At 54.0% G+C, this 20,231-nt stretch carries 23 protein-coding genes; 8 read left to right on the top strand and 15 right to left on the bottom strand.

What is annotated here, in order from left to right; translation table 11 throughout:
• Positions 1-2 precede the first annotated feature (2 nt).
• The gene (locus ACP7IZ_RS00530; protein WP_426847425.1) at positions 3-1,514 is read left to right on the top strand and encodes a YifB family Mg chelatase-like AAA ATPase; all 1,512 of its coding nucleotides are present in this window, start codon (positions 3-5) and stop codon (positions 1,512-1,514) included.
• A gap of 28 nt (positions 1,515-1,542) precedes the next feature.
• Here ACP7IZ_RS00530 and metC read toward each other — a convergent pair whose 3' ends face one another.
• Both metC and ACP7IZ_RS00520 read right to left on the bottom strand, forming a co-directional pair.
• Positions 1,543-2,751 carry a cystathionine beta-lyase gene (gene metC, locus ACP7IZ_RS00525; protein WP_426847424.1) on the bottom strand — a complete coding sequence of 403 codons (1,209 nt, stop codon included), beginning with the start codon at positions 2,749-2,751 and terminating at the stop codon, positions 1,543-1,545.
• Positions 2,748-3,689: a sulfurtransferase gene (locus tag ACP7IZ_RS00520; RefSeq protein WP_426847423.1), complete on the bottom strand. Its 942-nt coding sequence runs from the start codon at positions 3,687-3,689 to the stop codon at positions 2,748-2,750. The genes metC and ACP7IZ_RS00520 overlap by 4 nt, the downstream gene beginning before the upstream one ends.
• Positions 3,690-3,758: 69 nt before the next feature.
• On the opposite strand from ACP7IZ_RS00520, the gene ACP7IZ_RS00515 reads away from it, so the two are divergent.
• Complete coding sequence (locus tag ACP7IZ_RS00515; RefSeq protein ID WP_426847422.1) at positions 3,759-4,850, top strand: AI-2E family transporter; 1,092 nt, start codon at positions 3,759-3,761, stop codon at positions 4,848-4,850.
• Entirely contained in the window at positions 4,847-5,530 is a 684-nt protein-coding gene (locus tag ACP7IZ_RS00510; RefSeq protein ID WP_006115267.1) for an endonuclease/exonuclease/phosphatase family protein, read from the top strand. Before ACP7IZ_RS00515 ends, ACP7IZ_RS00510 begins: the two co-directional genes overlap by 4 nt.
• 3 nt (positions 5,531-5,533) lie before the next feature.
• Here the strand turns inward: ACP7IZ_RS00510 and cls are convergent, their stop codons facing one another.
• Positions 5,534-6,961: a cardiolipin synthase gene (gene cls / locus ACP7IZ_RS00505; protein ID WP_426847421.1), complete on the bottom strand. Its 1,428-nt coding sequence runs from the start codon at positions 6,959-6,961 to the stop codon at positions 5,534-5,536.
• Here cls and ACP7IZ_RS00500 point away from each other — a divergent pair.
• Complete coding sequence (locus ACP7IZ_RS00500) at positions 6,960-7,409, top strand: YraN family protein (protein ID WP_426847420.1); 450 nt, start codon at positions 6,960-6,962, stop codon at positions 7,407-7,409. The genes cls and ACP7IZ_RS00500 overlap by 2 nt on opposite strands.
• A gap of 59 nt (positions 7,410-7,468) precedes the next feature.
• Here ACP7IZ_RS00500 and ACP7IZ_RS00495 read toward each other — a convergent pair whose 3' ends face one another.
• From ACP7IZ_RS00495 to purB, 9 genes are all read right to left on the bottom strand, one after another.
• Positions 7,469-7,786, bottom strand: coding sequence for a hypothetical protein (locus tag ACP7IZ_RS00495; RefSeq protein WP_089178941.1), 318 nt, complete (start codon positions 7,784-7,786; stop codon positions 7,469-7,471).
• Between the two features lie 72 nt (positions 7,787-7,858).
• Positions 7,859-8,197, bottom strand: a complete 339-nt coding sequence (gene grxD, locus ACP7IZ_RS00490) for a Grx4 family monothiol glutaredoxin (protein ID WP_006115271.1) — start codon at positions 8,195-8,197, stop codon at positions 7,859-7,861.
• Positions 8,198-8,224: 27 nt separating this feature from the next.
• Positions 8,225-8,455, bottom strand: coding sequence for a BolA/IbaG family iron-sulfur metabolism protein (locus ACP7IZ_RS00485; RefSeq protein WP_006115272.1), 231 nt, complete (start codon positions 8,453-8,455; stop codon positions 8,225-8,227).
• Between the two features lie 27 nt (positions 8,456-8,482).
• Positions 8,483-10,687, bottom strand: a complete 2,205-nt coding sequence (gene purL / locus ACP7IZ_RS00480) for a phosphoribosylformylglycinamidine synthase subunit PurL (protein ID WP_426847419.1) — start codon at positions 10,685-10,687, stop codon at positions 8,483-8,485.
• The gene (gene purQ, locus ACP7IZ_RS00475; RefSeq protein WP_035351398.1) at positions 10,684-11,385 is read right to left on the bottom strand and encodes a phosphoribosylformylglycinamidine synthase subunit PurQ; all 702 of its coding nucleotides are present in this window, start codon (positions 11,383-11,385) and stop codon (positions 10,684-10,686) included. The genes purL and purQ overlap by 4 nt, the downstream gene beginning before the upstream one ends.
• The gene (locus tag ACP7IZ_RS00470) at positions 11,382-11,753 is read right to left on the bottom strand and encodes a Rap1a/Tai family immunity protein (RefSeq protein WP_035351396.1); all 372 of its coding nucleotides are present in this window, start codon (positions 11,751-11,753) and stop codon (positions 11,382-11,384) included. The genes purQ and ACP7IZ_RS00470 overlap by 4 nt, the downstream gene beginning before the upstream one ends.
• Positions 11,750-11,992, bottom strand: coding sequence for a phosphoribosylformylglycinamidine synthase subunit PurS (purS, locus tag ACP7IZ_RS00465; RefSeq protein WP_063354001.1), 243 nt, complete (start codon positions 11,990-11,992; stop codon positions 11,750-11,752). Before purS ends, ACP7IZ_RS00470 begins: the two co-directional genes overlap by 4 nt.
• Before the next feature lie 28 nt (positions 11,993-12,020).
• Positions 12,021-12,788 (bottom strand): phosphoribosylaminoimidazolesuccinocarboxamide synthase, encoded by a 768-nt coding sequence (gene purC, locus ACP7IZ_RS00460; RefSeq protein ID WP_003630621.1) that lies wholly within the window; start codon positions 12,786-12,788, stop codon positions 12,021-12,023.
• Positions 12,789-12,941: 153 nt separating this feature from the next.
• Positions 12,942-14,291, bottom strand: coding sequence for an adenylosuccinate lyase (purB, locus tag ACP7IZ_RS00455; protein ID WP_012812894.1), 1,350 nt, complete (start codon positions 14,289-14,291; stop codon positions 12,942-12,944).
• Between the two features lie 171 nt (positions 14,292-14,462).
• Between purB and ACP7IZ_RS00450 the strand changes: the two genes are divergently transcribed.
• From ACP7IZ_RS00450 to ACP7IZ_RS00435, 4 genes are read left to right on the top strand one after another with little or no spacing between them, the layout of a single operon-like run.
• Positions 14,463-15,074, top strand: coding sequence for a TerC family protein (locus tag ACP7IZ_RS00450; protein WP_426847418.1), 612 nt, complete (start codon positions 14,463-14,465; stop codon positions 15,072-15,074).
• 58 nt (positions 15,075-15,132) lie between these two features.
• Positions 15,133-17,109 (top strand): transglycosylase SLT domain-containing protein, encoded by a 1,977-nt coding sequence (locus ACP7IZ_RS00445; protein ID WP_426847417.1) that lies wholly within the window; start codon positions 15,133-15,135, stop codon positions 17,107-17,109.
• 1 nt (position 17,110) lies between these two features.
• Positions 17,111-17,587 (top strand): phosphatidylglycerophosphatase A family protein, encoded by a 477-nt coding sequence (locus ACP7IZ_RS00440; protein WP_426847416.1) that lies wholly within the window; start codon positions 17,111-17,113, stop codon positions 17,585-17,587.
• Between the two features lie 18 nt (positions 17,588-17,605).
• Complete coding sequence (locus tag ACP7IZ_RS00435) at positions 17,606-18,118, top strand: CinA family protein (RefSeq protein ID WP_426847415.1); 513 nt, start codon at positions 17,606-17,608, stop codon at positions 18,116-18,118.
• A 59-nt stretch (positions 18,119-18,177) separates the two neighbouring features.
• On the opposite strand, the gene ACP7IZ_RS00430 is transcribed toward ACP7IZ_RS00435, so the two are convergent.
• The 3 genes from ACP7IZ_RS00430 to lipA form a co-directional block, all read right to left on the bottom strand.
• Positions 18,178-18,603, bottom strand: coding sequence for a hypothetical protein (locus ACP7IZ_RS00430; protein WP_426847414.1), 426 nt, complete (start codon positions 18,601-18,603; stop codon positions 18,178-18,180).
• Positions 18,604-18,751: 148 nt separating this feature from the next.
• On the bottom strand, positions 18,752-19,240 hold the full coding sequence (locus ACP7IZ_RS00425; protein ID WP_006115282.1) for a type II toxin-antitoxin system RatA family toxin: 489 nt from the start codon (positions 19,238-19,240) through the stop codon (positions 18,752-18,754).
• On the bottom strand, positions 19,240-20,220 hold the full coding sequence (gene lipA / locus ACP7IZ_RS00420) for a lipoyl synthase (RefSeq protein WP_426847413.1): 981 nt from the start codon (positions 20,218-20,220) through the stop codon (positions 19,240-19,242). The genes ACP7IZ_RS00425 and lipA overlap by 1 nt, the downstream gene beginning before the upstream one ends.
• Between the last annotated feature and the right edge of the window lie 11 nt (positions 20,221-20,231).

Below are 20,231 nucleotides of genomic sequence, written 5' to 3'. Positions count from 1 at the left end.
GCGTGTCTATCGGGGCGGGAATACTCAATTCCCGCATCCGAAGCTTTGCCTTTTGCGGCATAGAAGCCCGCCCTGTTTGGGTGGAAGTGCAAATTTCCAACGGTTTGCCAGCCTTTTTAATGGTTGGCCTGCCGGATAAAGCCGTGGCAGAAGCGCGCGAGCGTGTGCGTGCGGCACTCACTTCCATTGGGCTTGCGCTGCCCGCCAAGCGTATTCTGGTTAATCTGGTTCCTGCGGATATTCCCAAGGAAGGATCTCATTTCGATCTTCCCATTGCGTTGGCATTGCTCACCGCTATGGGCGTGATACCGGGTGAGGAAGTGGCGCGTTATGCCGCTTTAGGTGAACTTTCCCTAGATGGACGGCTTAACCCTGTTGCGGGCGTGCTTTCTGCTTCTCTGGAAGCCTCTTCCATGAACCTGGGTTTGGTGTGCCCTGCGGCGCAGGGGCAGGAAGCCCTGTGTGGTGGAGATATTTCCATTCTGGCCGCACCAGATTTGCTAGCACTTATCAACCATTTTAACGGGCTACAGGTTTTATCTCCCCCAGTATTTTCTGCGCAGGAAGATGAGCCGGTATCTGAACCCGATTTGTCAGATATACGTGGGATGGAAACAGGCCGCCGCGCGCTGGAAATTGCAGCGGCAGGCGGACATTCCCTCTTGTTAAGCGGGCCGCCGGGCGCGGGTAAATCTATGCTGGCAGCGCGTTTGCCTAGCCTGTTGCCAGATCTTTCTGTGGCGGAAAGTTTGGATGTCTCGCGCATTTATAGTGCGGCGGGCTTGCTGGTAGGCGGTCGGCCTATCAGACGCCCTCCATTTCGTGATCCGCATCATTCGGCCAGCCTGCCTGCTTTGGTAGGTGGCGGTGCACGTGCGCGACCGGGCGAAATTAGTTTGGCGCATCGAGGTGTGCTGTTTCTGGATGAATTGCCAGAATTTTCCCACTCTGCTTTGGAAGCACTGCGGCAACCGTTGGAAACAGGCCAGATCAGCATTGCACGTGCTGCCGTGCATGTCACCTACCCTGCTCGCTTTCAGCTTATTGCGGCCATGAACCCATGCCGTTGCGGTTATCTGGGTGATGCCAGCCGGGAATGCAGAAAAGCTCCGCGCTGTGGTGAGGATTACATGAACCGTCTTTCTGGCCCACTGCTGGACAGAATAGACATGCATCTTGCCATGCAGCCCTATGAACCGTTGGGATATATGGCCGGTCCACCGGGAGAAAACAGCGCAACAGTAGCAGAGCGTGTGCGGTGTGCCCGCCAGATGCAGGCAGAGCGGCAAGGCGCGCGCAAAAACGCAGAAGCCGCTTTGGAAGATTTGTGCGTATCGGCAGAAGCGCAGAATATGGCACAAGCTATAGCGGCCAGATTTCGTTTTTCAGCACGTGGTTATACGCGCATGTTACGCGTAGCGCGCAGCATTGCTGATCTTGCTGCCGAGGCAGATATTCAGCCCCAGCATGTGGCAGAAGCGGCTACCTATCGCAGCCGGAGTTCTGCTCATTAACTCCGGCTGGTGGCTATGGTTTTCTTGGTTACTTACCGGGTAGCACTTGCAAGCCTTGTTCCAGATCAGCAATCAGATCATCCGGGCTTTCCAATCCAATTTGCAGGCGGAAGGCGGGGCCGTCCTGCACGGGGGATTCACTGCTTCGGGTAATGCTGCCAGTAGTCGGTAGAATCAGGCTTTCATACCCACCCCAAGATGCGCCGATGCCATACATCTTCAGGGCATCAATCATGCGCTGCATATCCTGCGCTGTGTAATCGGCTTTCAGCACAACGCCAAATAGGCTGCCTGCTCCGGTAAAATCGCGTTTCCAATATGTATGGCCGGGGCATTCTGGTAATGCTGGGTGCAGCACGCGGGCCACTTCCGGCCGGGTTTGCAGCCACTTGGCAATCTGCAAGGCAGATTTTGCCTGCTGGGCTAACCGCACGCCCATAGTGCGAAGGCCACGTAGCGTAAGCCAACATTCATCTGGCCCAGCCACCTGCCCCATCTGAATGGCCGCATCGCGCAAGGTATGCCACAGGCGCGTGTCCGCAACGGTAATGGCCCCTGCAATAACATCTGAATGGCCTGCCGGGTATTTTGTAAGCGCCTGAATGGAAACATCTACACCATGCTTGAATGGCGCAAAAATGCCAAAGCCCCATGTATTATCAAAAAACAGCAAAGCCCCATGCGCATGCGCAACTTCTGCCAGCATGGCAACATCCTGCACCTCAAACGTGTGGCTGCCGGGGCTTTCTGTAAACACCACGCGCGTATTGGGGCGCATAAGGGCGGTTATGGTTGCGGCATCTGCGCAAGGTGGAAAATAGGAAATTTCCACGCCAAAGCGCTTAAGCATGTTTTCTGCAAAGCGCCGGGTTGGGCCATATACGTTATCGGCCAGCAGGCAGTGATCTCCTGCTTTTAGAAAAGCCAGAAGCGGTGTGGTGCAGGCAGCCAAGCCAGAGCAGACAATTTGTGTATCTGTACCGCCTTCTATGGTTGCAATAGCCTTTTCCAACGCGTGTTGGGTGGGGGAGCCCATAGCCCCATAAATACTCACATGCTCATACCGTTTGCGGCCAGTTTGCTGCATGGCATCCAAGGATGGAAACACAACGGTAGAGCCACGTTCCAGCGGCAGGTTTACATAGGTTCCTGCCTCTGCCGCTTGTGGGCGGGCAACATGGCTGAGGGAGGATGCCAATTTCAGCCAACCGGTGGAAACCCTGTTTTCGTCTGTCATGCTGTGCGTTCCACTGTTACGGGCGCATGGGGGAAGCTGCCCCATTCTGCCCAGGATCCATCATACAAGGCGCCCATATTAAGCCCGGCAATAGCCAAACCTGCCGTGAGCACTGCTGCTGTCATACCAGAGCCACAGGTGGTTATGGGGGCATCAGATTCCGTAACGCCTACTTGTGCAAATAGAGCGTGCAACTGTTCTGGGAGCAAAAACTGCCCTTTTGTATTCAGCAGGTTTTTATACGGCAGGCTGCGTGCGCCTGGCATGTGGCCAGAGGCAACATTGGGCCGTGGTTCTGGGGTTTCACCATAAAAACGGGCAGCACTGCGGGCATCCAGAATAGGGCGTGTATTGTGTTTTACAACATCCAGCACGTCTCCTAGCCCTACAATACGCGTATAGCATGTACGTGGCTGATAGGGCGCGGGCAACGCTGCGGTAGGGGCTGCTACTTCTGTTGGGTGCCCACCACGCACCCATGCTGGCAATCCACCATCAAGAATAAAGCTGCGTTCATGCCCAAACAGGCGTGTGAGCCACCACCCGCGGCAAGCCGATGCAACATTGCCCTGATCATAAAAAACCACCGTATCTTGCGCGGTTACGCCCAGCCTGCCGAACAGGTGGCTAAACCGCGCAGCAGAAGGGGCTGTATGCGGCAATGCGCTTTCTGGATCAGAAAACAGTTCGATATCAAAATACCGGCTGCCGGGAATATGCGCTGAAGCAAAGTTTTGCTGCGGGTTAAAGGTTTCTCCGGGCAACAGAGCGGTGGCATCCAGCAGATGCACACCGGGCGTACCAAGCATTTCAGCCAGTTTTTGTGTGGAAATAAGTGGTGACATATCGGCTGCCTGACCCATTGTGATTTTGAATATTCTGCGGTCAAGATCACACAGCCCTGTCTGGCTGGCAAACAAAACATCATGGTGCGTCATGTTGGTTGTGCATAGAGAAGTTTTGTTTTCACACCAGACAAAAACCGGATTTCATGATTTAATGGCGGAATGGCAACTGGTCAGCCCGCTTCTACCGAACGCATCATGCGGCTGCTGCTTTTGGGCGGCATTACGTATGGGTGTGTGCTGGTGCTTGCACCCTTTTCTTCCGCCCTGCTATGGGCGGGTGTGCTGGCTTATACAACGTGGCCATTGTTCCAGCATTTGCGGCGGCGCATGGGGCCAAATGCGGCCAGCCTGACCATGACAGTGCTGTGTGCTGTAGGCGTAGTGTTGCCGTTGGCATTTTTGGCATCTGCCTGCGTATCATCCGGCCCACGCTGGGCGCGGCAGGTTATGGCGTTTGTTGGCACTATTCATGAACTGCCCCCCCTACCCCATTGGATAACATCACTGCCCACATTTGGGCCTGATATCAGCCATCATTGGGAACGCTGGAGCCGCAACATCAGCTCTGTGGGGGATGAACTGCGCCCCTACGCGGGTGAGATTATTCAGTCTCTCCTTGAAGTGTTGATGCGCATGGCCAATGGGGCCCTGCATCTGGTTATGGCGCTGTTTATTGCCTTTTTTTTCTGGCTGAGCGGCCCCATGTTATGGGATACGGTGCAAGCCGTTATGGTGCGTATTGCAGGGCATCAAGCCGGGCGGCATCTGCATATAGTGGGCAGCACAGTACGCGGAACAGTGTATGGCATTTTAGGCACTGCGATCATACAGGGTATTCTCACAGGTTTGGGCCTGTGGCTGCTGGGGGTTGGAGAAGCCGTTATTTTGGGTGTTCTGGCGGCATTTCTGGCAGTTTTTCCCATAGGTGCGCCTTTGGTGTGGATACCTGCCGCCCTATGGCTGTTTGGTATGCACCACCCAGGAAAAGGCATTTTACTGCTGCTTTATGGTGTTTTGATTATATCAGGGGCAGATCACCTTATTCGCCCGCTGTTTATTGCACGCGGCAGTAAGCTTCCCTATTTGCTGACAGTGCTGGGTGTTATTGGCGGCCTACTGGCCTTTGGTGGTGTAGGCATTTTTCTGGGGCCAATCCTGCTGGCTATAGGCTTTACACTCACAACAGAATTTGCAGCGGATGAAGCCGCGCAACCTCTTACGCAGGATGAAAAAAGGACTCTGACATCATGAGGCGTCCACTCTCTCGGCTGGTTGAGTTTGCGCGTCGCAAGTCAGCCCATTCCTTTGTGTCCTGTGATATGGAGGGCGTGCGGATTATCAGTTGGAATCTGTTGCGGCGTACCGGGGCAACTGTGCATGATATTGCCGCCCTTATTGAGGCCGAAAAGCCCGATGTGCTGCTTATGCAAGAGGCCACAATAGAAATAGACGTGCTGCCAGATGTTATTGGCGGCCACTATGCGCGTAATCCGCAACCGGGGCGTATTCATGGTGTGGCGTGCTGGAGCCGTATTCCGTTCGCGCGCGCGCCCAGAGCTTGCACCATTCCTTCTGGCCCACTGTTTAAGCGCCATGCCCAGATTATCGAGTATGAAAATTTTTCTTTGGCCAACGTACATCTGTCTCATGGGCAGATGTTGAACCGTAAGCAGTTGCGGCGTTTGGCTACACTGCTTTCCCCCCCATGCGCCATTCTGGGGGACTTCAACCTGTTAGGCCCAACATTGGTGCCGGGCTTTAAAGATGTAGGCCCAAAGGCACCTACGCACCGGATGGTAGATCTTCTGCCTATCAGAATTGACCGGTGTTTGGTGGAAGGCATGCAGTGTTTAAGTGCGCGTGTTCTGCCGGTTTTTGCCTCGGATCATCGGCCTATTGCAGTTACTTTGCGGCCATTGATCGGGCTGTAACTTTTACAGATAAGGCATGAACAATCTGGCAAACGCATCGCGGATCTGGATGATTTTGTTGCGGTTATCCAGATCATAATGTGTGAGCCGTTTGTTGCGGTGCTTGGTAATAAAGTCATCCAGCATTTCGGCCAATACGGTATCGTATATTTCCATATTGATTTCAAAATTCAGCCGCAGGCTGCGAATATCAAGGTTGGAACTGCCTACAAAAGACCATGCCCTATCCACCACCATCAGTTTGGAATGATTAAAAGGCGGATTTGCCAGCCACACCCGCACCCCTGCGTTCAGCAAAGGTGCAATATTGGCTGAGCAGGCCCAGTCCAGCGGGAGATGATTGCTCTGGCGGGGTATAACCAAATCAACCTGCACGCCCCGTAGGGCCGCTAGGCCCAGTTCGGACATCAGGCGTTGGCCCGGCAGAAAATAAGGGGTCATCAACCTTACGTTTTTGCGGGCCAGCGTAATGGCCTGCAACATGGTGTATTCTATTTTTTCCAGATCCGTATCTGGCCCGGCCGTAACAATACGCGCCAGTGATTCGCCCGTACTTTTATGCTCCTGAAAATACAGATCACCATGTAGGCGTTCCTGCGTGGTAAAATACCAATCCCACGCGGCAGCTTCGGCCAATTGGCGCACAACCGGGCCTTCTACTTTAAAATGCGTGTCTGATACCGGGTGCTTGGGTTTGCGGGAGACCATATTTTCATCGGCAATATTTAGCCCGCCCAGAAAGCCAATACGCCCATCTACCACCAGAATTTTGCGGTGATCTCGTAAATTGATAAAAGGCATCCGCCACGGCAGCAGAGAATGCATAAAGCGTGCGCACGGCACCCCTGCCCGGCGTAACCGATGATAAAGCGGTGAAAGAAAATAGCCGCTGCCGATGCCATCAACCAGCACACGCACCTGTACGCCGCGTTTATGGGCTGCAACCAGTTTATCCGCAAACAAGCCACCTACTTTGTCATCTCTGAAAATATAGGAACACAGCAGTATGCTCTTGCTGGCGTGTTCTATGGCATCCAGCATATGCGGGTATGCGCCATCTCCATCATGCAGCGGAATAATGGAGTTGCCTCCTACCAAAGCGCGACTGCTAAGCTTGCCCACCATAAGCGCCAATGGGGCAAACTGCCCTTCCAGCTCCCTGTTCCAAGATGAAGGTTGTTCTGTTTCCAACCGCCGGGGGGAGCGATCTCCTACCAGTTTTTTGGCCAAGCGGGTAACGCGGTTGATGCCGAACATTAGATAAAGCGTTGTGCCCAGCAGCGGCATAAAAACACATGCGCCTATCCACCCAATAGCGGATGCCGTGTTGCGTTTTGTAAGTAGAATGTGCAACCCGACAGAAACAACCAGCACAAACCTGATAACTGTAAGCGCAAGCGTAAAGGGTGAAATGGACAAGTCTGGCAACATGATAGGTAAAATGCTCACACAAAATGGGCTGGGCTATAAGATACCGAACAAAGTAGCTGCAAAACAGGGGCCAGCATTTTTACAGAAACAAAGAAGCGGCAGTGTTGCTTACACGCAAGGCGTAGCTGCTGAACAGCAAGCCTGCGACTGGCTAGAGCAGGACGGATGGACTGTGCTTTTGCGTAGAGCCCGCACCCACCGCGGCGAAATTGATATTGTGGCCAGTAAAGCAGCAGTTCTGTGTTTTGTGGAAGTAAAAAAACGGCGTTCTATAGAAGACGCGTTGGTAAGTTTACAACCAGCGCAACAGCGGCGTTTGTTCCGCGCTGCGGAATGCCTGCTGCAAAAACATCCGTATTGGCAATACGAAGAAATGCGTTTTGATCTGTTTGTATTTGATGATGCAGGCAGAATGGAACGGTTGGAAGATATTATCCGCCAAATGTAAAAAGGCGCTCCTGCAACAGGAACGCCTTTAAAACATGAGTGGGTGTAAAAGAGAAAAGATCAGGTGCGGTGGCGGCGTTTTACACTATGTGCAGAAACGGCATGCGCAGGATGATAGCTTACAAGGCGCACCATGCTATGGGCTTTACCATGCTGCGCAGCGGCCAGAACAACACGGTGTGAAGACTTGGCCGCAGCAACATGCCGCACATGATGCACAACTGGCGGCGGCGCTGCTGTAAGCGCCGCAAAAGTCAGCTTGCTGGCTTCCAGATCAGAAATAATGCGTTCTGCCCGAGCAGAGGAAGATGTGGTGACTAACCCTACGCCAAGTGCTGTAAGAGCAAGAGCGCCACGTACAACCGCAACTCGTTTCATTAATCTGATCCCAACCTGTTTCTCTTTTCTTCAGGAACTATACAGTCCCTTCCCCACTTGACAACCTAAAAATCAGGCTGGGGCGTTACAAGGAATGTTTTTTTCCTTGAACAGGTTTTGGAGTTCGCCGGACTGATACATTTCGGTAACAATATCGCACCCGCCAATGAATTCCCCTTTTACGTAAAGCTGGGGAATTGTCGGCCAGTTTGAGAAATCTTTAATACCCTGACGGATGCCCGGATCAGCCAGAACATTTTCGGTTTTGAAGGGTACGCCAAGGTGCTGGAGAATCTGCACTACGCGCGCAGAAAAACCACACTGAGGGAAATCAGCATCCCCTTTCATGAACAGCATGACGGGGTTGGCTTCAATATCCTGCTTGATGCGCTGCTGTGCTGTGTCTGTCATGGTCTGATATCCTTAAAAGCTAAGTGATTAGGGAGCAGAAGTTGTAAGCGCCAGCGCATGCAGCTTGCCGCCCATGTGGCCCTGCAAGGCCTGATAGACAAGCTGATGCTGCCGCACGCGTGAAAGACCCCGGAAGGCTTCGCTCACCACGGAACAGGCATAATGGTCACCATCCCCTGCCAGATCATCAATCTTGATCTGGGCATCCGGAAAAGCCTGCCGGATATAGGTTTCGAGTTCTGTGGCGGACATTGCCATCGGTCTGCTTCCTTCCCGCTTGTTTTGTTAGTTGCCCATCAGCGTCGGGAAAAACGCTTCATGGGCTGTTTTTAGGCGTGCTGCGGATATGGTGACGCCGCTTGGCAGAATCAAATCATTTCCGCCTGAGCGCGCAATAATACGTGCAGGCACCCCGGCAGCTTTGGCGCGTTCACACAGGGCTTTGCCATCTGCCACACACGCCAGATAACGGGCCTGATCTTCCCCAAACCAGAAAGCTTCTGGCCGGATGCCGGAATCTGGGCTTTCCAGTTCACACCCAATGCTGCTTGCCATCACCATTTCTGCGGCAGCAACCATAATGCCACCATCAGCAATGTCATGGCATGCGGTAATGGTGCCATCCAGAATGGCGCTACGCACAAAGTCACCATTGCGTTTTTCAGCAGCCAGATCGACCGGCGGCGGCGCGCCAGCTTCCTGCCCAAGAATTTCACGCAGCCAGATGGTCTGGCCGAGTTCACCCTTGGTTTCACCAATCAGCACCACGTCAGATTCCGGTTGCATACCAAGGCCAACAGCCTTGTTCACATCATCCAGAACGCCCAACGCGCCAATGGCGGGTGTGGGCAGAATGGCGGTGGTGGAGCCATCTGGGTTACGTGTTTCGTTATAAAGAGACACGTTACCGCTGACGACCGGGAAGTCCAGCGCTGAGCAGGCTTCACCCATACCTTCAACCGCAGCCACAAACTGGCCCATGATTTCGGGTTTTTCAGGGTTAGCAAAGTTCAGGTTATCCGTTACGGCCAAGGGGCGTGCGCCGGTGGCTGTAAGGTTACGCCATGCTTCTGCAACAGCCTGTGCACCACCTGTTTTAGGGTCTGCCTGACAGTAGCGTGGCGTGCAATCGGTGGTAATGGCCAGACCAATGTCTGTATCTTCCACCTTTACAATAGCTGCATCAGCAGCGCCCGGACGGCGGACTGTCTGCCCCCCTACGGTGCTGTCATACTGGTTCCATACCCATGCGCGGGAGGCCAGATCTGGCGAACCCACCAGCTTGAGCAGCGTGGCATCCAAGGAAAGCGGTGCATGCACGCCTTCCAGCGGAGCCGGCGCCTTGGGTGGTGTTGCTGGGCGATCGTAAATGGGGGCCTGTTCTGCCAATGGGTCTAGCGGAATATCAGCTTCCAGCTGCCCTTTGTGCTTAACGACGATGTGGCCGGTTTCTGTCAGATGCCCGATAATGGCAAAATCCAGTTCCCATTTTTCAAAGATCTTGCGGGCCACGTCTGTCCGATCAGGGCGCAGCACCATCAGCATGCGTTCCTGGCTTTCAGACAGCATCATTTCATAAGCCGTCATGTTCGGCTCACGCTGTGGCACGGCATCCAGATCCAGCTCGATACCCACGCCGCCCTTGCCTGCCATTTCTACGGAAGAAGATGTCAGACCAGCAGCGCCCATGTCCTGAATAGCCACAATGGCATCTGTTGCCATCAGTTCCAGGCAGGCTTCAATCAGCAGCTTTTCAATGAAGGGGTCACCCACCTGCACCGTGGGGCGCTTGGAAAGTGCATCTTCATCAAACTCGGCGGAAGACATGGTGGCACCATGAATACCATCACGCCCTGTGCGGGAGCCCACGTAAACAACCGGGTTGCCAACACCAGCCGCAGCCGAAAGGAAGATGCGGTCCTTACGGGCCAAACCAACCGTCATGGCGTTTACCAGCGGGTTGCCATCATAGGCCGGGTGGAAGTTAATTTCCCCGCCTACCGTGGGTACGCCAACGCAGTTGCCATAGCCGCCAATACCACGCACCACACCATCAATAACGCGGCGGGTAACGGGGTTTTCCGGGCTGCCAAAACGCAGGGCGTTCAGGTTGGCAATGGGGCGTGCACCCATGGTGAACACATCGCGCAGAATACCACCAACACCCGTAGCCGCACCCTGATAGGGTTCGATAAAGGATGGGTGGTTATGGCTTTCCATCTTAAAGATGGCGGCATAGCCCTGCCCAATATCCACCACACCTGCATTTTCACCGGGGCCATGAATAACCCACGGTGCTTTGGTTGGCAGCGTGCGCAGCCATTTGCGGGAGGATTTGTAGGAGCAGTGTTCCGACCACATCACGGAGAACACGCCCAGCTCTGTCAGGCTGGGGGTGCGGCCCATAATGGACAGCACACGACCGTATTCCTCGGATGTCAGCCCGAATTCACGGGCAAGAGATTCATCAACGGTTACAGGCTTATTCACCGGACTACAGCCTCCACCAGACCTTGGAATAACGGCAGACCATCTTCACCGCCCATCAGAGGATCAACCAGATCTTCTGGATGAGGCATCATGCCGCAAATGCGTTTGTTTTCGCTAAGAATGCCCGCAATGCTGTTAACGCTGCCATTGGGGTTACTATCGGCATCATCAGCCTGCACGTTGCCTTTGGCATCGGCGTAGCGGAAAGCCACAAGGCCTTCGCCTTCAAGCCGTTCCAGCGTGGCGATATCTGCCGTGTAATTGCCATCACCATGCGCCAGCGGAGTGCGGAAGACATCGCCCTTTTTCCACTTATGGGTGAAAGGCGTGTTTTCGGCCTCAACCTTCAGGTAGCAGTCCTGAGACAGGAAGCGCAAATTGGCGTTGCGCAACAGCGCACCGGGCAGCAGCCCTGTTTCTGTTAAAATCTGGAAGCCGTTGCAAACGCCCAAAATATGGCCGCCCTTCTGGGCGTGGGCTTTGATAGCCCCCATGATGGGAGAATGCGCGGCCATAGCGCCACAGCGCAGATAATCGCCATAGCTAAAACCACCTGGCAGCACGACCAGATCGGTATCTCCCAGATCTGTTTCATGGTGCCAGATCATGCGCGGGGCCTGCCCTGTAACACGCTTAAGGGCAATGGCCATATCGCGCTCCCGGTTCGTGCCGGGGAATACGATAATTGCTGCTTTCATTTTTTCACACTGCACGGATAAGAGGCATGCAGGGCGGCAAAAACACTTTCACCAACCGGCTTGTCCAGTGTTTCGGAATGCGCTTTCAGCCAAGCAAGAACCTTGGAGCGCATTACGGGCATGGTTTCTGTGGTAGGCACACAAAAACCAGCAGGCGCAGATGGATCACCCTCATTCCGATCATTGATTTTGGAAAGAGAGACACCATCCGTCAGGCCACCAATATAGGCATCGCAAATGCCAGCGCTGGTGGGGCGTGTGCACAGGCGGGCAAAGTTACCTGCCTTCATGGGCGCAATGCGCTGGGCATGGGCAAAGCCCGGTGCCGCACATGCCAAGGCCAGTGCTACAAGGAGGGTGCGCTTCATTCCACCACCTCTACAGCGTAATCTTCAATCACCAGATTGGCCAGCAGATCACGCGCCATGGCATCGGCTTTTTTCTGGGCTTCTTCGGCTTTTGCGCCGGGCAGATCCAGTTCAATCACCTTGCCTACGCGCACATCCTGCACGCCTTCAAAGCCAAGCGTTTGCAATGCGTGGCTGATGGCCTTGCCCTGCGGATCCAGAACACCGTCCTTTAGCATGACGGTTACACGTACCTTCATTTTCAAGCTCCCGTTGCCACCAGCGTGGTTACTGGACCGTTTCCGGCCCTTTCATATCTCCGCCTGCCCCGTTTTCTGGCAGGATACCCATGCGGCGCGCCACTTCCTGATAGGCTTCTTTTACGTTGCCCATATCGCGGCGGAACCGGTCTTTATCCAGTTTTTCGTTTGTGTGCATATCCCACAGGCGGCAGTTATCTGGCGAGATTTCATCCGCCAGCACAATCTGCATATCTTCGCCTTCCCAGATACGGCCAAACTCCAGTTTAAAGTCTACCAACTGGATGCCAATGCCGCTGAACAGGCCGCACAGAAAGTCATTTACCCGCATGGCCATGCCGGTAATTTCTTCCATATCGTGCGGACAGGCCCAGCCGAAGGCGATGATGTGGTCTTCTGAAACCAGAGGATCACCCAGCGCGTCATTCTTGTAATAGAATTCCACAATCGGGCGTGGCAGGCGCTCACCTTCGGGAATATCAAAGCGCTTGGAAATGCTGCCAGCGGCAATATTGCGCACAACCACTTCCAGCGGAATGATTTCCACTTCCTTTACCAACTGCTCACGCATGTTGATGCGGCGGATAAAGTGCGTGGGAATGCCGATTTCCTGCAACCGTAGCATCAGAAATTCACTGATACGGTTGTTCAGAACGCCTTTCCCGGTAATTACGCCGCTTTTTGCGCCGTTCCCTGCTGTGGCATCATCCTTGAAATATTGCACAAGGGTGCCAGGTTCGGGGCCTTCAAAAAGGATTTTGGCTTTACCTTCATAAAGCTGACGCCGACGGGCCATGATGATCCTTACCTGTCGAAAAAGGGTAAAGCCAGTTCGGGCAGAACTGGCTATTATTCAAAGGGCCAGCCAGTATGGCCCCTTATATGCTAATATGGTTCATAGCAGGCTTCCGGGTAGGAAGATATATCCTGCTATGACAAGGGAGCCTGCTTACTGGCGGGGCCCTGTTTCACCAAAGATTTTTTCGTACTGGGTATCCAGCGCTTTCAGGTGCTGGCGGCTATCCATTGCCGCGTCCAGAACGTCTGGAGAGATACGGCCAGAAATTTCCGGATCTGCATCCAGATTTTCACGGAAAGTTTTGCATTCTGGCGTGCCCAGTTTGGTCCATGTTTCCATGGCGTTACGCTGCACGATCCGGTAGGCATCTTCCCGCGAGAGGCCAGCTTTGGCCAGTGCCAGAAGCACTTCGCCGGAATGTACCACACCGCCAAGGCTTTCAATATTAGCGGCCATGCGGTCCGGATACACCAGCATTTTGGAGATCATGCCGGATAGGCGCACAAGGGCAAAATCAAGCCCGATTGTGGCGTCTGGGCAGATGTTCCGTTCTACAGAAGAATGGCTGATATCGCGTTCATGCCACAGTGCTACGTCTTCCAGTGCCGGAATAACGGCGGCCCGTACCAGACGAGCCAGCCCCGTAAGGTTTTCGGTCAGCACCGGGTTGCGCTTGTGCGGCATGGCGGAAGAGCCTTTCTGGCCCTTATGGAAGAATTCTTCTGCTTCACGCACTTCAGAACGCTGGAGGTGGCGTACTTCAATTGCCAGACGTTCAATGCCGCTGGCAATAACAGCCAGAGCACAGAAATAAGCAGCATGCCGATCACGCGGGATAACCTGCGTAGAAACGGTTTCCGGTTTCAGGCCCAAGCGTTCTGCCACGTAGGATTCAACGCGCGGGTCCAGATGCGCATAGGTGCCTACAGCGCCAGAAATGGCACAGGTGGCAATTTCAGCGCGTGCGGTTTCAAGCCGTTCTTTGTTACGGGCAAATTCTGCGTAATGGCCAGCCAGCTTCAGCCCGAAAGATGTGGGTTCGGCATGAATGCCGTGGCTGCGGCCAATGGTGAGAGTGTGTTTGTGTTCGAAAGCGCGTGTTTTCAACGCATCCAGAACACCATCCAGATCTTTCAGCAGCAGGTCTGTAGCCTGCACAAGCTGCACGGCAAGGCAGGTATCCAGCACATCGGATGATGTCATGCCCAAATGCACAAAGCGGCTTTCGGGGCCAACCTTTTCTGCCAGCCATGTCAGGAAGGCAATAACATCGTGCCGGGTTTCGGCTTCAATTTCATCAATGCGGGCCAGATCGGCATCAGAAAAAGCGGCCATTGCGGCATCGCCCTTTTCGCGCACAACCTTGGCGGCTTCCTTGGGCACGGTGCCATATTCAGCCATGGCTTCACACGCCAGCGCTTCAATTTCAAACCAGATGCGATAGCGGTTTGTGGGAGACCAGATGGCGGCCATGACGGGGCGAGTATAACGCGGCACCATAACGCAGAATTCCTTAACCAAAAAAATAAAGCCAACAGGTGGCGTCTCTCTAGCGGATTTCGCGCCTTTCGTCTGCCCGCAAAGCGGAAAACTTTGACTTTTTGTGTTCCTTCCCGAAACTGCCGCCTTTTCGGGCGCATTTTGCACCCTGTTTTTCGAATCGGAGCTTACGTGAACGGCTTTCTAGATTCCTTCAGCCTGACAGCATTTGTCGCCTTTTTGCAGGTTGTGCTGATTGATGTGACACTGGCGGGGGATAACGCCGTTGTTATTGGTATGGCGGTGCGGTCTCTTTCTGGCGCACAGCGGCAGAAAGCTATTCTTGCCGGTGTGGGGCTGGCGGCCATTATCCGTATTTTGCTGGCTCTGGTGGCTGTGCGGCTGTTGGAGATTGTGGGCCTTACGCTGGCCGGTGGCTTTTTGCTGCTTTGGGTATGCTGGCGCATGTACCGCGAAATGCGGGACAACCATGCGAATGACGATACAGGCCCCGCACCCCCAGGAAGTTTGGGGAAGGCTATTTTCCGTATCCTGATAGCAGATTTATCCATGAGCTTGGATAACGTGCTGGCTGTTGCCGGTGCCGCGCGAGAGCATCCGGGTATTTTGATAGCAGGCTTGGCACTTTCCGTACTGCTTATGGGGCTGGCGGCTTCTGTTATTGCGCGCTTGCTGGATAAATATAAGTGGATTTCCTGGGTTGGCCTGCTGATTGTTCTGGCTGTTGCCATAGAACTGATAGTTAAAGGTGGTGGCGAAGTTTGGGGGCATTTGCCCCACTGATTTTTGGGCGGTGCGGAAAGCACTTGCCAACGTGCGGGAAACGCGCTGATTCTGCGGTATGAAACGTTTTGCGATTTCTTACCGATACCGCCTTGTGGCGGCTGTTTCTCTGGCGTGTGTGGGGCTGAGCGCCTGCTCGTCCCCCTCGTCAGAACAGCAAGGAGCTTCTGAAAACCGTTTGGCATGGCCAACGGAGCAGCAGGCCGCCCAAGGCACGCCCCCTACAAGTGATGTTGCCAGCCGGTTGACTGTTTGGCTGGGGTTGGTGAAATCCTCGCAGAACAGTGCGCAGGCTTATGCTGATTTCCTGCAAACGCGTCCAGTATGGCCACGCTGGCAGTTGCTGACATCGCGCATGCAACTTGCTTTAGCCAAGGAAACAGATCCGGCAGTGCTGGCCCGGCTGTGTGCTTCGCAAAATCTGACATACGGCCCAGCGCTTGCGCAATGTGCCACGCAGCTTCCGGCTTCGGCAGATTTAAGCAAACGTTTAAATACGGAAGCCGCACAGGCATGGGCAAATGGCAACGATGCCAGTTCCGCAGCCACAGCTTTGCAAAGCAATTTTGCATCTGCCATCACGCCAGAACGTTCTTGGTTGCGGTTTGATCGTGAAGAAAAAAATGGGTTGGTAGCGGCTGCCAAGCAAACCCTGCCCTATCTTCCTGCCCAAAAGCAGCCACTTGCACAGGCCCGATTAGCTTTCCGTGCAGATGACCCGGCAGCAGAAACATTGGCCGCTGCCCTGCCCGCTAACCAGCGGTCTGATCCGTACCTTATTCTCGATCATGCGCGCTGGCTGCGCAAACAACAGCGTTATGATGAAGCTGTGGCGCTATGGAAAAGCGCTGGTGCAGAGGCTGAACGCAGCACACATGGTGCCTCATTTTGGCGAGAACGGGATACGCTGGCGCGTGAACTGATTCAGGCTGGCCGTGCCGCAGATGCTTTTGCCGTGGCAAATGATACAGCCACAACACCAACAAACAGGCTGGATGCACAGTTTCTTGCCGGGTGGATTGCCCTGCGCCTTCAGCATGATCCTGCAACGGCAGAAACTTTTTTCCGTCCACTAGCTCAGTCCTCTGCGCTTATTACACGGAGCCGTGGCTTTTACTGGCTTGGGCGTGCACGTGCCGCAGCGGGGGATTCCGCTTCAGCCCATGCAAATTGGCAGCAGGCCGCGGCCCTGCCCGGAACATTTTATGGGCAAATGGCTGCGGCTGCGTTGGAAGGCCGCAATAACGTGCTGCTAGACCCAGCCAATGTGCCAGAGGAAACGCGCACACGCCTTAAAGCGGAGCGTGACCCAGAAACAACCACATCGGAAGATGTTTACGTTTCTGGTAGTGAACTGGCGCAGGCAGCGCAGATCCTTGTTTCATGGGGAGATCGCTCGCATGCGCGAGACTTCATGAACATGCTTGAGCAACAGGTTACAAGCACGCCGCAGCGTCTGGCGCTTTCCTCTTTATCTGCACAGTTGGGATTGCCGGATATCGCTGTAACAGTCTCCCGCCATGCAGGGCGCGATGGTGTCTTTCTGCTGCGCTCTGGTTGGCCACTTCCTTATACGCCGCCATCCAGCACTTTGCCCGCCGGTGTGGCGCTCGGCCTGATGCGGCAGGAAAGTAACTTTAATCCCGATGCTATTAGCCCTTCCAATGCTATTGGGCTTATGCAGCTTAAACCTTCCACTGCGGGAGATATGCTGCGCGTAACGGGTCTACCTGCCTCTGCGGCAACGGCTGCCGGGCTGCATGATCCAGAAAACAACATGAAGTTGGGCACAGCTTATCTGGAGCACATTCAGTCTCGCTTTGGGGCAGTGGTGCCGTATATGGCCGCAGCCTATAATGGTGGCCCTACCCGTTTGGCGCGTTGGCTAAACACAGCCGGCAACCCTGCCCAGAACGGCGCTTCTGCCGAAGAGATGATCGACTGGATTGAGAGCATTCCCTATTCCGAAACACGGAATTACGTGCAGCGTGTGTGGGAAAACATGACCATCTATGTGGCATTGGGGAACAAGTAAAATGGATATCGCACGGCTGATTGCAACATTTGGTGGTTGCGGGCTTTCACCCCGCGCGCCGGGTACGGTTGGTTCCTTGGCGGCATTAGTGGTGGGGATGCCTTTGCTAAAGCGCCCTCGCCTTTTGGTGGCGGGTATTGCTGCGGTAACTGTGGTGGGCTGGTGGGCCACAAAACGCAGCGGCAAAGGCGAAGATCACAGTTGGATTGTGATTGATGAAGTGGCCGGAATGTGGATAGCCTTGCTGGCTTGCCTGCCAAAAACAGAGGAACAGGCCCGTGAAAAATGGTTCTGGATGTACCCTTTGCTGGCGTTTGCCTTTTTCCGCTTGTTTGACATTACAAAGCCCGGCCCGGTTGGCGTGCTGGATAGACGGCATGATGCCATAGGTGTGATGGGAGATGACGTGATTGCAGGCGCCATGGCCGCGTTATGTGTGAGAGGCGTGCGTACAGTTGTGGGGCGCGCATCACACTAAGCGGAAGGTTTTTTGGTAATGTCTGCGACTGATGCTTCTTTTTCAGAGTTTTCTGTGCTGGCTGCTGCTGAGCGCACCCTCTCCCGCTTGCGGCAGGTAGATGGGCATATGGTTACAGCGGAAAGCTGCACTGGCGGCTTGGTTGCAGCAATGTTAACGCATTTTCCCGGTTCTTCCGATGTAACGGAAGGCGGGTTTGTAACGTATTCCAACGCCATGAAGCAAAAGGTGCTGGGGGTTCCGGCCAAAGTATTGGAAAAGCACGGAGCCGTAAGTGCGCAAACGGTGGAAAAAATGGCCGAAGGCGCTTTAAAGGCTTCACCCGTTGCTTCTATCTCGGTTGCTATTTCCGGTATAGCTGGGCCGGATGGGGGATCAGCAGAAAAACCCGTAGGGCTTGTATGGTTTGCAACGGCCATGAAAAATGGCGCTGTTATCTCGGATAAGCAGGTTTTTTCTGGTAGCCGGGAAGATGTCAGAGCGCAAGCGGCACAGCATGCGTTTGAGTTGATTTTGCAGCGTTTGAGCTGAAATTTGCAAAAAAAATACTGCTGCCGAAACAGATGTTGGCAGCAGTATCTATGTTTATATTACTGAACCGGAACAGGTGCCGGCAGTGGTGCATTTGTTGGAACTGTAGCGGTAGGAGCTGTAGGCAGAGCTGGTGCTTTTACGCCTGTGCCAGCAGCCACCGGAGCCGGAATACCAGGAGCAGACACGCTAGGTGCTGTAAGCACAGGTGCGGATGGCGCCGTTACGGCAGGTGTTGCGCCAGCAATGGCCGGAACCTGATTGTTCTGCGCCGCAGCCAGGCTTTTGGCATTTAGATCAGCTGTTTCAGCATCACCATTGTTCTGTGCAGATTTTTCACCCGCAGCACATTTGCCTTTTAGGCAATGTTCATGATGGTGATGTGCATGCATGCCGTGATGCGTTGCGGTTTCGGCAGCCATAGCTGGCGCAACAGCCAGAGTTGCAGAAGAAGCCAGCAGAGCTGCTGCGAAAAGTTTTTTCATATGGATATATTCCTTAATAAGGTTGAATCGCCTTTTCACAGGCAATTCCCATATTCCACAATAGGTTACAGAAAATTGCCTGCGTGCATCATAAGCAGGGTTTCAACCGAAACAAAGGAATAAACCAAAGAAAATATCCACTCTGCTTTCAGGTGGCAGGGTGTTCACTGGTACAGGTTGTTGTTGTGTTGGTGATGGGCGTTTGTGGCGGCCCATATACTTCGCGCGCGCGCTTGATAAAGGCAGAAACCATCAATCGTGTGGCTTCTGTAAACACCACGCCAATAGCGGCCTGCAAAATGCGCGAACGGAATTCAAAATCTACAAAAAACTCTACAAGGCAACCTTCAGGCGTTGCAGTGAATTTCCAGATGTTGCGCAAATACCTAAAAGGCCCGCGCTCATACCGAACAGTAATGGATGATGGGCGGTCCAGCGTAACGCGCGATGTAAAACTTTCCCGGAATGGGCCAAAACCAATGGTTAAGTCCGCAACCAGTTCTGTAGCGGTGCGCGTGCGCACTTTGGCAGCAACACACCAAGGCAGAAACTTGGGATAATGACCAACATCGGCAACAAGATCAAAAATCTGATCCGGGCGATAAGGTAAAACACGCTTTTCTGCGTGCTGTGGCATTACTGATCCTCCTTCAGGCGGGCATTGCGTGTCTCACGCAGTGCGGCAAAGTCGGCATCGGCATGGTAGGAGGAGCGCGTAAGCGGGCTGGAACTTACCTGCAAAAAGCCTTTTACGCGTGCCATTGTGCCGTAGTCCTCAAACTCTGCCGGGGTAACAAAACGTGCAACTGGGGCATGTTTGGCTGTTGGTTGGAGATACTGGCCCATTGTAATAAAATCTACATCTGCCACGCGCAGATCATCCATGACCTGAGCGAGTTCCATCTTTTCTTCCCCCAAACCAAGCATGAGCCCGGATTTGGTAAAGATGGACGCATCAAGCTGTTTAACCCGATCTAATAAGCGCAAAGATTGGTAGTAACGCGCCCCCGGCCGAATGGTCGGATACAGGCGTGGTACGGTTTCCAAATTGTGGTTGAAAACATCAGGCCGTGCGTCAACAACCACTTCTAAGGCATTCTTTTTACGTAAAAAATCAGGTGTCAGGATTTCGATGGTTGTTTCTGGCGCCGCCGCACGAATGGCATGAATAACACGGGCAAAATGGTGTGCGCCCCCATCTTCCAGATCATCCCGATCTACCGATGTAATAACCACATGCCGCAGCCCAAGGCGCGCCACTGCTTCTGCCACACGGGCGGGTTCATCCGCATCCAACGCATGCGGCAGGCCGGTAGTAACATTGCAGAATGCACAGGCCCGGGTGCAGATTTCCCCCATGATCATCATGGTGGCATGGCGCTGAGACCAGCATTCCCCAATGTTGGGGCATGCGGCTTCCTCACACACAGTTACCAGTTTGTTGCTGCGCATAAGCGCGCGCGTTTCGTGGTAAATGGGGTGATTGGGCGCCTTAACGCGTATCCAGTCCGGTTTGCGGGCTATGGGGTTGTCTGGCCGATGTGCTTTTTCTGGATGACGCAGCTTGTTGGGGCTGCTGCCTCCTGTTCGATGATCAATCACAACGCGAATAGACATATCTTTGCCCG

Origin of the sequence: Acetobacter sp. AAB5, assembly GCF_050106715.1 — a bacterium.
GTDB lineage: Bacteria > Pseudomonadota > Alphaproteobacteria > Acetobacterales > Acetobacteraceae > Acetobacter > Acetobacter oryzifermentans.
Note: the sequence above shows the minus strand (reverse complement) of the source record. Positions and strands in the feature narration are given on the sequence as shown.